Here is a 14,610-nt window from a genome sequence, read left to right as displayed (position 1 = left end):
GTCGTCTCTCAGCGCAGCTTCAGCGTCGACAGGCCCACGAGGCACAGCAGCATCGTGATGATCCAGAAGCGCACCACGACCTGCGTCTCGCGCCAGCCGCTCTTCTCGAAGTGGTGGTGCAGCGGCGCCATCTTGAGCACGCGGCGGCCCTCGCCGAAGCGCTTCTTCGTGTACTTGAAGTAGGTGACCTGCGCCATCACCGAGATCGCCTCGACCACGAAGATGCCGCCCATGATGAAGAACACGATCTCCTGGCGCACGATGACCGCGATGGTGCCCAGCGCGCCGCCGAGCGCGAGCGCGCCCACGTCGCCCATGAAGACCTGCGCCGGATGGGTGTTGAACCAGAGGAAGGCCAGGCCCGCGCCGGCCATCGCCGAGCAGAACACCAGCAGCTCGCCCGAGCCCGGGATGTTCGGGAACAGCAGGTACTTCGAGTAGACCGCGCTGCCGGTCACGTAGGCGAACACGCCCAGCGCCGAGCCCACCATCACCACCGGCATGATCGCCAGGCCGTCGAGGCCGTCGGTGAGGTTCACCGCATTGCTCGCGCCCACGATCACCAGGTAGGTGAGGATCACGAAGCCGATGCCGCCCAGCGGATAGCTGACTTCCTTGAAGAAGGGCACCAGCAGGTTGATCTTGGGCGGGAAGTCGAGGTCGAAGCCCGACTGCACCCAGGCGAAGAACAGCTGCAGCACGCGCCAGTTCGAGCTCTCGGAGATGCTGAACAGCAGGTAGAAGGCCGCGAGCAGCCCCACCACCGATTGCCAGAAGTACTTCTCGCGCGAGCGCATGCCCTCGGGGTCCTTGTGCACCACCTTGCGCCAGTCGTCGACCCAGCCGATCGCGCCGAAGCCCAGCGTGACCCACAGCACGATCCAGACGAAGCGGTTCGAGAGGTCGAACCACAGGATGGTGGCGAAGGCGATCGCGAACAGCACCAGCACGCCGCCCATGGTGGGCGTGCCGCTCTTGCTCAGGTGGGTCTCCATCGCGTAACCGCGCACCGGCTGGCCGATCTTCAGCGCGGTCAGGCGCCGGATCACGTACGGACCGGCCACGAGGCCGACCACGAGCGCGGTCAGCGCCGCCATCAGCGCGCGGAAGGTCAGGTACTGGAACACCCGCAGGAACCCGAGTTCCGGCGAGAGGGTCTGCAGCCATTGGGCCAGGCTCATGAACATGAAATTGCGCACCGCCCCCGCATCAGGGACGGCCTCCTTCTTGTTGTGGTTGTGTCTGCGGGGTCGCACCCTGCGCGGCGATGGCCTGGACCACGCGTTCCATCTTCATGGAGCGCGAGCCCTTGACCAGCACGCTGCCGACCAGCGGCAGCCGCGCGAGCACCGCGGCGTTCAGGGTGTCGATGTCCTCGAAATGGCGTCCGCCGCCGACCGTGGCCGCATCACTGCGCTGGAAGGCGGCGATGCTGTGCTCGGAGGCGCTGCCGAGCGTGTAGACGGTCTCGATGCCGCGCTGGCGCGCCCAGTCGCCGACCTCGGCATGGAATTCGTCCGAGCGCTCGCCGACCTCGGCCATGTCGCCCAGCACCAGCAGGCGCGGGCCCGGCAGCGCGGCGAGCACGTCGATCGCGGCGCGCACCGAGTCGGGGTTGGCGTTGTAGCTGTCGTCGACCAGGGTGATGGCGCGGCCGCCGGCCAGCGCGAGCGCGCTGGCCTTGGAGCGGCCCTTGACCGGCTCGAAGGCATCGAGGCCGGCGGCGATGGTGTCGATCGACACGCCCGCGGCCAGTGCGCAGGCGGTGGCCGCGAGTGCATTGATCACGTTGTGGCGGCCCGCGATGTGCAGCCGCGTGGCGAAGCCGCCGAGCGGCGTGCGCACGCGCACCTGCCAGGCGCCCTGGGTCCATTCGGCATGCTCGAGGCCGATGTCGGCATCGTCGTGCTCGCCGAAGGTCAGGCAGCGGCGCGCGGCGCCGTCGCGCGCCATGTCGCTCCACAGCGTGGTGAACTCGTCGCCGTGCGGGAACACGGCCGTGCCGTCGTCGGGCAGCGCCGCGAACACGGCGGCGTTCTCGACCGCCACGGCCTCGACGCTGACCATGAACTCCTGGTGCTCGCGCTGGGCGTTGTTCACCAGCGCGATGGTCGGGCGCGAGATGGCGGCCAGCCGCGCGATCTCGCCCGGATGGTTCATGCCGAGCTCGACCACCGCGCGCTGGTGCTGCGCGCGCAGGCGCAGCAGGGTCAGCGGCACGCCGATCTCGTTGTTGAAGTTGCCGGCGGTCGCGAGCGCGCGCTCGGGCTTCGAGGCCATCAGGATGGCCGCGATCATCTGGGTGACGGTGGTCTTGCCGTTGCTGCCCGTCACGGCGATCAGCGGCAGCGAGAACTGCGCGCGCCAGTGCGCGCCGATGGCGCCGAGCGCCACCAGGGTGTCGGGCACCTCGAGGCCGGCCAGGCCCGCGGCCTCGAGGCCGCCGTGCGCGACCGCGGCCACCGCGCCGCTGGCGCGGGCCTGCGGCAGGAAGTCGTTGGCATCGAAGTTCTCGCCCTTGAGCGCGACGAACAGGTCGCCCGTGGCCAGGGTGCGGGTGTCTGTGTGCACGCGCGCGATCACGGTCGCGGGATCGCCCACGAGGCGCGCGCCCGGAATCCACTGCTGCAGTTGCGCCAGCGTCAGCGCGAGGGAGGTGGTGTCGCTCATGCGCTCCTCCGCTTCGCGAGCGCGTCGTGCGCATGGCTGCGATCGGAGAAGGGCAGGCGCTGGCCCGCGATCTCCTGCCAGGCCTCGTGGCCCTTGCCGGCGATCAGCACCACGTCCTCGGGCGCGGCCTGCGCGATCGTGTCGGCGATGGCGGCCGCGCGGTCGGCCTGCACGCGCGCATGCTCGGGCCGCGCGAAGCCGCGCAGCACCTGCGCGATGATCGCGTCGGGCTTCTCGCTGCGCGGGTTGTCGCTGGTCACCACGACGTGGTCGGCCTGGCGCTCGGCCACGGCGGCCATCATCGGGCGCTTGATCGGATCGCGGTCGCCGCCGCAGCCGAACACGCACCACAGCTTGCCGCCGCGCTGCTGCGCGAGCGGGCGCAGGCCGGCCAGCGCCTTGTCGATGGCGTCGGGCGTGTGGGCGTAGTCGACCACCGCGAGCGGAGCGCCGGCTTCGGCGTCCACGCGCTCCATGCGCCCCGGCACGCTGCTCAGGTTCGTGCACGCCGCCACGGCCTGCGCGAGCGTCAGGCCCAGCGCGCGCAGCGTGCCGAGCACGCCGAGCAGGTTGGCCACGTTGTACTGGCCGATCAGGCCGGTGGTCACGCGCTCGACGGCCGCGGTGCCGTGCTCGGCGACCGAGAACTGCAGGCCCAGGGCGTCGTAACCGATGTCGCGCGCCACCAGGCGCGCCGGCTTGCCCTCGGCCGACACGGTCCAGACGTCGAGCGCGCCGACGCCGGCATCGATCAGGTTGGCGCACAGGCTGGCGCCATGGGTGTCGTCGATGTTGATCACCGCGGCGCGCAGGCCGGGCCAGCGGAACAGCTCGGCCTTGGCCTGCCAGTAGGCGTCCATGCTGCCGTGGTAGTCGAGATGGTCCTGCGTGAAGTTGGTGAACACGGCCACGGCGATCTGCGCGCCGTCGAGCCGGCGCTCGGCGATGCCGATCGACGAAGCCTCGATGGCGCAGGCGCCGAAGCCGCGCTCGACCAGCGCGCGCAGCTCGCGCTGCATCATCACGGGGTCGGGCGTGGTGAGGCCGGTATAGGTGAGCTCGGGCGGCACGCCGATGCCCAGCGTGCCCATCACGGCGCACGGCGAGGGCGCGTCGCGCTGCACCGTGCCGTCGGGCCGCATCGGGCGCACGCCGCCGGCCGGCCGCAGGGTCGACAGCGCTTCGGCCAGCCACCAGGCGGTGGAAGTCTTGCCGTTGGTGCCGGTCACGGCCAGCAGGTCGAGCCGGGCCGAAGGATGGTCGTAGAAGGCCGCGGCGATCGGGCCGGTGGCGGCCTTGAGGCCGGGGTAGCTGACGATGCGCTCGCTGTATTCGCCCAGATCGAAGCCGAAGGCCTCGACGCCCTCGTGCTCGACCAGGCAGGCCGCTGCACCCTGCGCCAGCGCCGCCGCCACGTGCTTGCGGCCATCGGTCGCGGCGCCGGGCCAGGCGACGAACACGTCGCCCGCGGCCACCGAGCGGCTGTCGGCATGCAGCGCGCCCCGAGGCACCCGCTCCTTGAGCCAGGCCGCGGCCAGTTGGGGGGAGGTGAAGGTCAGCATGCTCAGAAGCTCTCGTCCACGCCCTGCGTCATCACCAGGGGTTTGACCGCCAGGTCGGGCGGCACGTTCATCATGCGCAGCGTCTGCTGCACGACCTCGCTGAACACGGGCGCCGCGGCCAGGCCGCCGAAGTACTGGCCGTCGCTGGGCTCGTCGATCATCACCGCGACGATGATGCGCGGCTTCTCGATCGGCGCCATGCCGGTGAACCAGGCGCGGTACTTGTTGCTCGCGTAGCCCTTGCCGACCTGCTTGTGGGCCGTGCCCGACTTGCCGCCGACCGAATAGCCAATGGTCTGCGCGCGCGTGCCGGTACCGCCCGGGCCCGCGGCCATCTGCAGCATCTTGCGCACCGCGAGCGCGTTCGACGGCGAGAAGACGCGCACGCCGGCCGGCGGTTCGGTGTTCTTGAGGATCGTCGCCGGAATGATCGCGCCGTCGTGCGCGAACGCGGTGTACGAATGTGCCATTTGAAACAGCGAGGCCGACAGGCCGTAGCCGTAGGCCATGGTGGCCTGCTCGACCGGCTTCCAGGTCTTCCAGGGCCGCAGCCGGCCGGTGACCGCGCCGGGGAACTGGATCTGCGGCTTCTGGCCGTAGCCGAGCGCGGTGTAGGTGTCCCACATCTCGTGCGGGGTCATCTTCTGCGCGATCTTGAGCGCGCCGACGTTGCTCGACTTCTGGATCACGCCCTCGACCGTCAGCGTGCCGTAGTTGTGGGTGTCGCTGATGGTGAAGCCGCCGAGCTGGTAGCGCCCGGGCGAGGTCTCGATCAGCGACGAGGGCTTGACCCGGCCGGCCTCCAGCGCCATCGCCACGGTGATCGGCTTCATGGTCGAGCCGGGCTCGAAGGTGTCGGTCATCGCGCGGTTGCGCAGCTGCTCGCCCGTGAGGTTCTGCCGCTTGTCGGGCACGTAGCTCGGGTAGTTGGCCAGCGCCAGCACCTCGCCGGTCACGGCGTCGAGCACCACCACGCTGCCGGCCTTGGCCTTGCGCGCGGTCACGGCGTCGCGCAGCTTCTGGTAGGCGAAGAACTGCACCTTGCTGTCGACGCTGAGCTGGATGTCCTTGCCGTCGAGCGGTGGCACCTGCTCGCCCACGCCCTCGACCACGCGGCCCAGGCGGTCCTTGATCACGCGGCGCGAGCCGGCCTTGCCGGCCAGGTCCTTGTCGAACGCGAGCTCGATGCCTTCCTGGCCGCTGTCCTCGACGTTGGTGAAGCCCACCACGTGCGCGGCGGCCTCGCCCTCGGGGTACTGGCGCTTGTATTCCTTGCGCTGGTAGATGCCCTTGAGGTTCATCGCGGCGATCTGCTTGGCGATCGGCTCGTCGACCTGGCGCTTGATCCAGACGAAGGTCTTGTCCTCGTCCTCGAGCTTCTTGTCGAAGTCCTTCTGCGGCATCTCGAGCAGCTTGGCCACCTGCTTGAGCTTGGCGCGCACCTCGGGATCGTCGCGCTCCACGTCCTCGGGAATGGCCCAGATGCTGGGCGCCACCACGCTCGACGCGAGGATCAGGCCGTTGCGGTCGAGGATGCGGCCGCGGTTGGCCGGCAGCTCGAGCGTGCGCGCGAAGCGCACCTCGCCCTGGCGCTGGAAGAAGCTGTTGCCGAACACCTGCACGTAGGCCGCGCGGCCCGCGAGCACGACGAAGCCCAGCGCGATGCCGCCGACGATGAACTTGCTGCGCCAGACCGGCGTCTTGCTCGCCAGCAGGGGGCTGGTGGTGTAGCGCACGCTGCGGCGGGTCATCGCTGTCCCCTTGCGGCCGCGGCGGCGGCCGGCTTGGTGGCGGCCGGCTTGTTGACGGGCGGCGCGGGCGGCGGCGCGACCACGGCCGGGATCACGCTGCCGTCGGGACGCACGTACTGCGTGATGGCCGGCGAGGTGGTGCGCATCTGCAGCTGTTCCTTCGCGAGCTTCTCCACGCGCAGCGGCGTGGCCTGCGCGCGCTTCTCGACCTGCAGCCGGTCGTGGTCGAGCTCGAGGCGGCGCGTCTCCTGCATCGTGCGGTCGAGCTCGGTGTAGAGCTGGCGCGAGAGGTATTGCGTGTGCACGAGGTAGAGCGCCGTGGCGATCACGGACAGCAGCAGCAGCAGGTTCAGGCGTGCCATCTCAGCGGCCTCCCCGTTCGCCGCGCAGGGCGGCCGCAGAAGGCACGAAGCCGCCCGTGGTGCGGCGGCTGGAAATCGTGCGGGCGGGACCGTGGACGCGAGGTCGTGTCATGGCGTCTCCGTTCGTTCGGCCACGCGCAGGATCGCGCTGCGCGAGCGCGGGTTGCCGCTGACCTCGGCCTCGGAGGGCTTGATGCGCTCGAGCGCGCGCAGCCGCATCGCCTTCGGCGCCGCGAACGGCGCGCGGCGGTCGTAGACCTCCTTCGAGTGCTTCGCGATGAACTGCTTCACGATCCGGTCTTCGAGCGAATGGAAACTGATCACCGCGAGCCGGCCGCCGGGTTGCAGCACCGACAGGCTCGCCTCTAGCGCCTGTTGCAGCTCTTCAAGCTCGGCGTTGATGAAAATCCGAAGAGCCTGAAATGTGCGCGTTGCAGGGTTCTGGCCCGGCTCGCGGGTTTTGACCGTGCCAGCCACGAGCTCGGCCAGTTCGGTGGTGGTTGAAATTGCGCCCCGTTCTTGTCTGCGAGCAACAATCGCCTTTGCAATCTGAACAGCAAACCGTTCTTCGCCATAGTCACGGATCACCTCTGCAATTTGTTGGAGTTCTGCCGTTGCCAGCCACTCGGCCACGCTCTCGCCGCGCGTGGTGTCCATGCGCATGTCGAGCGGGCCGTCGAAACGAAAACTGAAACCGCGCGCCGGGTTGTCGATCTGCGGCGAGCTCACGCCCAGGTCCAGCAGCACACCGGCCACGCTCGCGCCGGGCAGCTCGCCCAGCGAACGGAATCCCTGGTGCCGGATGGAAAAACGCGCATCCGAGATGCGCGCTGCTTCGGTCACCGCTTCCGCATCCTTGTCGAAGGCAATCAACCTGCCTTCCGGCGCCAGCCGCGCGAGGATCGCGCGCGAATGCCCGCCCCGGCCGAAAGTCGCGTCCACGAAGGTGCCGGGCGCGGCCGTCTGGCCTGCAAGAAGGGCTTCGACCGCTTCGTCCAGAAGAACGGTCGTGTGGGTCCATGCGATATTCACGATGCCCCTCAGAACGCGAAGTCCTGAAACACATCCGGCATTTCGCCCTGGGTGGCCTCGGCCTCCTTGGCCTCGTAGGTGGCCTTGTCCCAGAGTTCGAAATGGTTGCCCATGCCCAGCAGCAGAGTGTCGCGCGTGATGCCCGTGGCCGCGCGCAGTTCGGGCGACACGAGGATGCGGCCGGTGCCGTCCATCTCGACGTCCATCGCGTTGCCGAGGAACACCCGCTTCCACCACTGCGCCGACATCGGCAGCGCGGCGATCCGCTCGCGGAACTTCTCCCATTCCGGGCGCGGGAACACCATCAGGCAGCCATGGGGGTGCTTCGTGATCGTGAGCTGGCCGCCTGCCGTGGCGCTCAGGACGTCGCGATGCCGGGTCGGCACGGAAAGCCGCCCCTTGGCATCCAGACTGAGCGATGAAGCGCCTTGAAACACGACCGAGAAACCCCTGTGGTGGGAAGGCCGCAGCGCCCGAAGGGCACACTACTCGCACTTTTTCCCACTTAACTGCACTTTTTTGCACTGTAGCAGGAAACACTTCCGGCGCAACCAGGCGTGCGGGGTATTTTTTGTAATGGAATCAACGACTTAGCGCCGATTCCAAGATTTTGGAATCGGCGAATTTCGTTGAGAATGAACCACTTAGCTCACGCAGTGAATGTGATGCGTGAAGCGTTGCCCCTGTAACAGGGGCAAGGGAGGCGACTTCAGAGGATGAAGCGCGACAGGTCTTCGTCGTGACTTAGTGCCGCCAGGCGCTGGTCCACGTAGGCGGCATCGATGCGGATCGTCTGACCCTCGAGACGGGTCGCGTCGAAGCTTACTTCATCGAGAAGACGCTCCATCACCGTCGACAGGCGGCGCGCGCCGATGTTCTCGGTGCGCTCGTTGACCTCGAAGGCGATGCTCGCCAGACGGGTCACGCCCTCGGGCGTGAAGTCGAGCGTGACGCCCTCGGTGGCCAGCAGCGCCTGGTACTGCTTCACGAGCGAGGCACGGGTCTGCGTGAGGATGCTCTCGAAGTCCGCCACCGACAGCGACTGCAGCTCGACGCGGATCGGGAAGCGCCCCTGCAGCTCGGGGATCAGGTCGCTGGGCTTGCTCAGGTGGAAGGCGCCGCTCGCGATGAACAGCATGTGGTCGGTGCGCACCACGCCGTACTTGGTGCTCACGGCCGTGCCCTCGACCAGCGGCAGCAGGTCGCGCTGCACGCCCTGGCGCGAGACGTCGGTGCCCTGCGCCTCGCTGCGCGTGGCGACCTTGTCGATCTCGTCGATGAACACGATGCCGTTCTGCTCGGCATTGGCGATCGCCTGGGCGCGGATCTCGTCCTCGTTCACCAGCTTGGCCGCTTCCTCGTCGATCAGGAAGCGCATCGCCTCGGCGATCTTGAGCTTGCGCGTCTTGCGCTTGCCCTGGCCCATCTGGCCGAACATGCCCTTGAGCTGCTCGGCCATCTCCTCCATGCCGGCGGGGCCCATGATCTCGAGCGGCGCGCGCGTCTCGACCAGGTCGATCTCGATCTCCTTGTCGTCGAGCTGGTGCTCGCGCAGCTTCTTGCGGAAAGCCTGGCGCGTGGTGTTGCCGCTGTCGGGCGCGGTGCCGTCGGCCAGCCGCGCGGGCGGCAGCAGCACGTCGAGGATGCGTTCCTCGGCCGCGTCCTCGGCACGCGCGCGCACCTTGGTGCTCTCGGCCTCGCGCGTCTGCTTGACGGCGATCTCGGCCAGGTCGCGGATGATCGAGTCGACGTCCTTGCCCACGTAGCCCACCTCGGTGAACTTGGTGGCCTCGACCTTGATGAAGGGCGCATCGGCCAGTCGCGCGAGGCGGCGCGCGATCTCGGTCTTGCCCACGCCCGTGGGGCCGATCATGAGGATGTTCTTGGGCGTGATCTCGGCGCGCAGCTTGTCGTCGACCTGCTGGCGGCGCCAGCGGTTGCGCAGGGCGATGGCCACGGCGCGCTTGGCCTGCGGCTGGCCGACGATGTGGTTGTCGAGCTCGGAGACGATTTCCTGGGGGGTCATGGACATGGTGGCAGGCCTCAGAGCGTCTCGACGGTGTGGTTCATGTTCGTGTAAATGCAGAGTTCGCCCGCGATCTCCAGCGATTTCTTCACGATCTGCTCGGCCGTGAGCTCGGTGTTGTCGAGCAGCGCCTTGGCCGCCGACTGCGCGTAGGCGCCGCCCGAACCGATGGCGATCACGCCGTTCTCGGGCTCCAGCACGTCGCCGTTGCCGGTGATGATCAGCGAGGTGGTGGCATCGGCCACGGCCAGCATCGCCTCGAGGCGGCGCAGCACGCGGTCGGTGCGCCAGTCCTTGGTCAGTTCGACCGCGGCGCGCGACAGGTGGCCCTGGTGCTTCTCGAGCTTGGCCTCGAAGCGTTCGAACAGGGTGAAGGCGTCGGCCGTGGCGCCGGCGAAGCCGGCCAGCACCTTGCCGTGATAGAGCCGCCGCACCTTGCGCGCCGTGCCCTTGATGACGATGTTTCCGAGTGTGACCTGCCCGTCCCCACCGATGGCGACCTGGTCGCCCTGGGGGGTCTTGCGGCGCACGCTCACGATGGTGGTGCCGTGAAATTGTTCCATCGCAGCCATCTGGGGACTGGGCGGGGCAATGCAAGTCCGCGCGCGGCGGCACGAAAGCCTAGTTCTTGCGCAGCGCGACCGTCGCGTGGTCCGCGATGCCGACCAGCCCGAACAGGGTCGCGATCAGCCGGTGCGCATCGACGAACTGCACCCGCTCGCCCTTGGCATCGCGCTCGCGCACCCAGCCCAGCAGCGCGGCCGCCGCGGCCAGGTCCATACGCAGCAGCGCGGCGCAGGAGATCACGGGCGCGGTGCCGCCGCGCAGGTCGGCATCGAGCCGCTGCAGGTTCGACGGCGACTCGCCGCGCAGGTCGCCCGCGAGCGCCGCGAAGCCGCTGCCGGCCGAGGGGAAGCTCTCGGATTCGCCGCCCACCGACAGCAGCGACCAGACCGAGCCCATGCGCGACGGCGTGGACACCGGCGCGGCGATCGCGCTGTATTCGCCGCGCGGGTCCTGCCAGGACGGCGGCGACACCTCGTAGGTGATGCAGTAGTTGAGCGCCACCAGCTCGAAGTCGTCGGGCAGGTGCATCAGGCGCAGCGCGGCCATGTGCAGCTGCCACCAGACGTCGTCGATGCCGCGCTCGTTGTTGGGCGCGGACTCGGCCAGCACCGCCAGCAGCTGCGCCGCGCCGATGAAGCGCAGCTTGACCGGCGAATCGGCCCAGTGCGCGAACAGCACGCGCAGCGGCGCCGCGGCATCGGAGCCGATCGCGCCCAGCGCGCGCCAGTCGAGCGTCCAGACCGAGCCGGCCTGCGACAGCGCCCGCGTGAGCGCCACCAGGCCATCGCGCGCCAGCTTCGGCGGCGCGGCCCAGTCGGCGGCGCCTTCGGCGGGGGCGCTGTCGCCCTCCTCGCTGGCGGCCACCGCCTTCACGCTGCGTGCGAGCTCGTCGAGCGCCACCCAGTCGGGGCCCATGCGCCGCATGCGCTGGGCATAGCGCATGCGCGCAGCCGCGAACTTGGCGGCGTCGCCGGTGGCGCGGTAGAGGTCGAACAGCGCGCGCCAGCGGGCGTCGTCGCGCTCGGCCGTCGCGGCATGGGTCTCGTCGGTGCCGCTCGCGCCCTCGGAGGCCAGCGCCTGCAGCAGGATCGCCTCGGCACCGACGTCATCGCCGTGCGCGAAGCGGATCACCGCCTCCTCGAGCGCGCCGTCCTGCGCCAGCCGGGTCGCCATGTGGGTGCCGCTGGGCGAGGCCGTGGCCACGGCCGCGGGCGCCACCGGCGCGGGCACCGGCCGGGAGGGCGGCTCGAGCAGCGCGTCGGTGTCGGCCGGCGACAGCGTCTCGGCGCCCGCGTCGGGCGGCGACTTGACCAGCGTCTCGCCGTTCGGCCCGCGCCCCTTCCACCACTGCTGCGACATCTGCTCCTCGATCTCGTCGATCTTCTTGAGCGTGAGCGCGCGGCCCTCGGATTTCTCCGAGGTGCTGTTGATGTTGAACGACGACGGCGTGACCGTCGCATCGAAGGCGTGGGCGGCGGCCTCGCGCTGGCGCAGCTTGCGCAGCATGTCGAACTCGCGCCGGCGCACGAAATCGTTGCGCTGGCGCCGCTCGATCATCTCCTTGAGCATTTCCCGGCTGTAGGCCGGGTCGGGCAGCGAGGAATCGGAGGCGTTCGTCGTCGAGGGGGTGTCCAGCTCCGACCAATCCTTGAGCGGATTGCGGACGAACTTCGCCACCTTGGAAAGCAGGCGGCCCGTTTCTTCCTTTGGCATTCGCGGGCGATGGACGACGGTCGGAGCCGGGCCGGAGAACCGGCGCTCAGTCCCCGAACATCTTCTGCTTGAGCTCGCGGCGCTGCTGCGCTTCAAGCGACAGCGTGGCGGTCGGGCGGGCCAGCAGGCGGCCCACGCCGATCGGCTCGCCGGTTTCGTCGCAGTAGCCGTAGTCGCCGGCGTCGATGCGCTGGATCGACTGCTCGATCTTCTTCAGCAGCTTGCGTTCGCGGTCGCGGGTGCGCAGCTCGAGGGCATGTTCTTCCTCGATGGTGGCGCGGTCGGCCGGATCGGGCACGACCACCGTGTCTTCACGCAGGTGCTCGGTGGTTTCGCCGGCATTCTCGAGAATGCCGCGCTTGAGTTCGACGAGCTTCAGGCGGAAGAAGGCCATCTGCTTCTCGTTCATGTACTCGGCATCGGGCATCGCGATGACTTCGGCATCGCTGAGTTCTTCGACGGACTTGGTCTTCCAGTTGTTGGCCAACTTCGGATCTTTCTTCACATTCACGGGGGGAGGCGGAACCAGCGCCTGCGAGGCGGTCTGGATAAAGCTGGACTTGGCGGCGGTCGATGCCACCGATTGCGGCATCGAGGGCACGGTCAGTTGCGACAGGCGGGACACCCGGCCGCCGCGGGCGGGGGCGGGCGCGGCCGTTGCCGTGGCGACTTCGGGCTCGGGGGTCGAAGGTGTCGCCGGGGCGGAGGAAGAGGCGGCAGCCGTTTTTTTCATGGGAATCGGGGGAACAGGTGAAACGGCACGCGGGCCGACGGGTTTGGTGGACGATGGACCCGCTTTGGCTGTCTTGCTCGCGCTCTTGGCCGGGACGGTTGCCGCCGGCTCGCTGGCAGGCTTGGTGGCGGGATGAACTGCTTTCTTCGCCGATGCGCTCGCGGCCTTGGCCGTGGGCGTTGCGGTCTTCTCTGTCTTGACGCTCTTTGCTGCGGCGCCTTCCTTCTTCGCTACGGTCGCCGTCGCGGAAGATGCTTTCTTGGCCGCCGGTACAGCCGGCTTCGCGGCCGTCGCCTTGGTGGCGTCGGTCCTGGATGCTGGCGTGGCCTTGGCGGCGGGCTTCTTCACGGTGACTGGCTCCTTGGACGAACTGGAACGCGCTTTCACTGGTGTCTCCTCCCATGGGAGCCACTGCGGACCTGGTCGGCCGCGCGGGCTCCACGTTGTCGAGGGCATCCGCCGGTCGGCGAACCCCGGGGTTATACCCCCGAAAGCCCGCCGCAAACATGCGGCGCCCTCCTGTCTTCGACCCCTGCCGCCCCCTTGCGGGGGGACCTGGCGTTTTCAACAGGCGCGCGATTGTATAGAGAACTCGAATGCGCGGGCGATGCGTTTGGCCCCCACGGCGCTCCGGTAGCATCGCGCCGCGCCGGCGGAGGGCCGGCGCCAGGGGCCTCATGGCCCTGGATACCCCTACAAGAAAGCCGAACTTGAGCAAGAAGACAGTCCTGGGAGTCCTGGCCGCCGCGATCGCGCTGGCCTATGCCGGCAGCACCTGGTGGGCCGGCAACAAGGTGAAATCCTTCTACGACAGCGCCTTCGCGGAACTGCCGCAGCAAAGCGCGCTGGTGCGCGTGACCGAACGCAGCTACGAGCGCGGCTTCCTCGGCGCGGTCAGCACCGTGACGCTGGAACTCGGCTGCCCGGCCGACGCCGCCGTGGCCGGCGCGCCGCCCGCGGACCCGGACGAAGAAGACGGCGAGGAGGCCGCGCCGACCCCGTCCAAGCCGCTGCGCCTGAGTTTCCGCGACACCATCCGCCACGGCCCGCTGGCCGGCGGCAGCCTGGCCGCGGCCACCATCGACAGCGAACTGCTGCTCGACATCAAGGGCCAGGCCGAGGCCAAGAAGGTGTTCGGCGACGCCAGGCCCTTCGGCGCCCACACCCGGGTCGGCTTCGACGGCGGCTACGCCAGCGAGATCACGCTCGCGCCCGGCCAGTTCGCCGACGAGGGCAAGACCCGCGTCTCCTGGCAGGGCGCGCAGCTGCGCGTGCGGGTCGACGGCGCGCGCACCGAGGCGCACTACGAACTCGCCCTGCCCGGCTTCGAGGCCGCGGACCTGCGCAACGGCGTCAACCTCAAGATGGGCAAGCTCGGCGCCCGGGCCGACCTGGACATCCGCCACGGCTGGATGCTGGCCACCGGCAAGAGCACGGGCCGGCTCGAGGCGCTGGAATTCACGGTGGCCGGCAAGAAGGCCGATCCCGACGCCGCCCCCGCCAAGCCCTTCCCCGCCATCGTGCTGCAGGGCCTCGACGCCGCCAGCGACGCCACCATCGAGAACGGCCTCTACACCGGCACCGGCACCTTCAAGGGCACGGGCTCGGTCGGCGCGACGCGCATCGACAACTTCGAGATGGCCAGCAGCACGCGCCGCATCGACGTCGGCGGCTACCGCAAGCTGGCCGAGGCCTGGACCCGCTCGGCCGCCGCCAACGGCTGCATCCGCGGCAAGGCCTCGCAGGCCGCGCTGCGCGCGCTGGCCGACCAGATCGCGCCCGATCTCAAGGCCATGGCCAAGCATGGCCCCGAGGTCGGCGTCGACCGGCTGCTGGTCGAGATCGACGGCCAGCGCGCCGAGTTCGGCTACTCGGTCGCCATGGCCGGCGTGACCGACGAGGACCTGCAGCTGCCCGGCAACGCGCTGCTGCTCAAACGCGGCGTGCTCAAGGCCAACGGGCGGCTGCCGGTGAAGTGGATCGAGAAGATCGCCGGGACCGCCGGCGGCAGCCAGGCGCCGTCGCCCGAAGTGGCCGCGCTGATGATCGAACAGTTCGAGCAGCAGGGCTACCTGAAGCGCGCGGGCGACGACGTGACCAGCCAGGTCGAGTTCAGCGGCGGCCAGCTCAAGCTGATCGGCAAGCCCGTCGAGCTGCCCGCCAAGTAAAAAGGCGCCGGCCTCGCGGCCGGCGC

General features: G+C 69.4%; 12 protein-coding genes. 1 reads left to right on the top strand and 11 read right to left on the bottom strand.

From position 1 onward, the window contains the following. Positions 1-8 precede the first annotated feature (8 nt). The 11 genes from mraY to dksA all read right to left on the bottom strand — a co-directional run bounded on the left by mraY (position 9) and on the right by dksA (position 12,422). Positions 9-1,187: a phospho-N-acetylmuramoyl-pentapeptide-transferase gene (gene mraY, locus R0232_RS05690; RefSeq protein WP_057597027.1), complete on the bottom strand. Its 1,179-nt coding sequence runs from the start codon at positions 1,185-1,187 to the stop codon at positions 9-11. Between the two features lie 22 nt (positions 1,188-1,209). Next, the gene (locus tag R0232_RS05685; protein ID WP_431511506.1) at positions 1,210-2,670 is read right to left on the bottom strand and encodes a UDP-N-acetylmuramoyl-tripeptide--D-alanyl-D-alanine ligase; all 1,461 of its coding nucleotides are present in this window, start codon (positions 2,668-2,670) and stop codon (positions 1,210-1,212) included. Continuing rightward, positions 2,667-4,232, bottom strand: coding sequence for a Mur ligase family protein (locus R0232_RS05680; protein WP_431511505.1), 1,566 nt, complete (start codon positions 4,230-4,232; stop codon positions 2,667-2,669). The genes R0232_RS05685 and R0232_RS05680 overlap by 4 nt, the downstream gene beginning before the upstream one ends. Before the next feature lie 2 nt (positions 4,233-4,234). Further along, on the bottom strand, positions 4,235-5,983 hold the full coding sequence (locus tag R0232_RS05675) for a peptidoglycan D,D-transpeptidase FtsI family protein (protein WP_093353367.1): 1,749 nt from the start codon (positions 5,981-5,983) through the stop codon (positions 4,235-4,237). After that, positions 5,980-6,345, bottom strand: coding sequence for a cell division protein FtsL (gene ftsL, locus R0232_RS05670; RefSeq protein WP_208510405.1), 366 nt, complete (start codon positions 6,343-6,345; stop codon positions 5,980-5,982). The genes R0232_RS05675 and ftsL overlap by 4 nt, the downstream gene beginning before the upstream one ends. A gap of 108 nt (positions 6,346-6,453) precedes the next feature. Beyond that, complete coding sequence (rsmH, locus tag R0232_RS05665; protein ID WP_208510404.1) at positions 6,454-7,377, bottom strand: 16S rRNA (cytosine(1402)-N(4))-methyltransferase RsmH; 924 nt, start codon at positions 7,375-7,377, stop codon at positions 6,454-6,456. Between the two features lie 8 nt (positions 7,378-7,385). Further along, the gene (gene mraZ, locus R0232_RS05660) at positions 7,386-7,814 is read right to left on the bottom strand and encodes a division/cell wall cluster transcriptional repressor MraZ (protein WP_057597021.1); all 429 of its coding nucleotides are present in this window, start codon (positions 7,812-7,814) and stop codon (positions 7,386-7,388) included. A gap of 272 nt (positions 7,815-8,086) precedes the next feature. Beyond that, positions 8,087-9,409, bottom strand: a complete 1,323-nt coding sequence (gene hslU / locus R0232_RS05655) for an ATP-dependent protease ATPase subunit HslU (protein WP_208510403.1) — start codon at positions 9,407-9,409, stop codon at positions 8,087-8,089. Between the two features lie 11 nt (positions 9,410-9,420). Then, positions 9,421-9,966, bottom strand: a complete 546-nt coding sequence (gene hslV / locus R0232_RS05650; protein WP_057597019.1) for an ATP-dependent protease subunit HslV — start codon at positions 9,964-9,966, stop codon at positions 9,421-9,423. Between the two features lie 58 nt (positions 9,967-10,024). After that, the gene (locus R0232_RS05645) at positions 10,025-11,683 is read right to left on the bottom strand and encodes an STAS domain-containing protein (protein WP_296780862.1); all 1,659 of its coding nucleotides are present in this window, start codon (positions 11,681-11,683) and stop codon (positions 10,025-10,027) included. Between the two features lie 46 nt (positions 11,684-11,729). After that, positions 11,730-12,422 carry an RNA polymerase-binding protein DksA gene (gene dksA / locus R0232_RS05640; protein ID WP_408908436.1) on the bottom strand — a complete coding sequence of 231 codons (693 nt, stop codon included), beginning with the start codon at positions 12,420-12,422 and terminating at the stop codon, positions 11,730-11,732. A 704-nt stretch (positions 12,423-13,126) separates the two neighbouring features. Here dksA and R0232_RS05635 point away from each other — a divergent pair. Beyond that, positions 13,127-14,584 (top strand): YdgA family protein, encoded by a 1,458-nt coding sequence (locus tag R0232_RS05635; RefSeq protein WP_431511504.1) that lies wholly within the window; start codon positions 13,127-13,129, stop codon positions 14,582-14,584. The last annotated feature ends 26 nt before the right edge of the window (positions 14,585-14,610 follow it).

It is taken from the genome of Variovorax sp. DAIF25, from assembly GCF_050711835.1.
GTDB lineage: Bacteria > Pseudomonadota > Gammaproteobacteria > Burkholderiales > Burkholderiaceae_C > Variovorax.
The sequence above is the reverse complement of the archived record's forward strand: the minus strand, read 5'-3'. Positions and strand labels throughout refer to the sequence as shown.

Coding starts and splice junctions, on each gene's coding strand:
- mraY (WP_057597027.1), bottom strand. CDS start 1,187: ATGTTCATGAGCCTGGCCCAATGGCTGCAGACCCTCTCGCCGGAACTC.
- ftsL (WP_208510405.1), bottom strand. CDS start 6,345: ATGGCACGCCTGAACCTGCTGCTGCTGCTGTCCGTGATCGCCACGGCG.
- R0232_RS05685 (WP_431511506.1), bottom strand. CDS start 2,670: ATGAGCGACACCACCTCCCTCGCGCTGACGCTGGCGCAACTGCAGCAG.
- R0232_RS05645 (WP_296780862.1), bottom strand. CDS start 11,683: ATGCCAAAGGAAGAAACGGGCCGCCTGCTTTCCAAGGTGGCGAAGTTC.
- R0232_RS05680 (WP_431511505.1), bottom strand. CDS start 4,232: ATGCTGACCTTCACCTCCCCCCAACTGGCCGCGGCCTGGCTCAAGGAG.
- hslV (WP_057597019.1), bottom strand. CDS start 9,966: ATGGAACAATTTCACGGCACCACCATCGTGAGCGTGCGCCGCAAGACC.
- hslU (WP_208510403.1), bottom strand. CDS start 9,409: ATGTCCATGACCCCCCAGGAAATCGTCTCCGAGCTCGACAACCACATC.
- R0232_RS05675 (WP_093353367.1), bottom strand. CDS start 5,983: ATGACCCGCCGCAGCGTGCGCTACACCACCAGCCCCCTGCTGGCGAGC.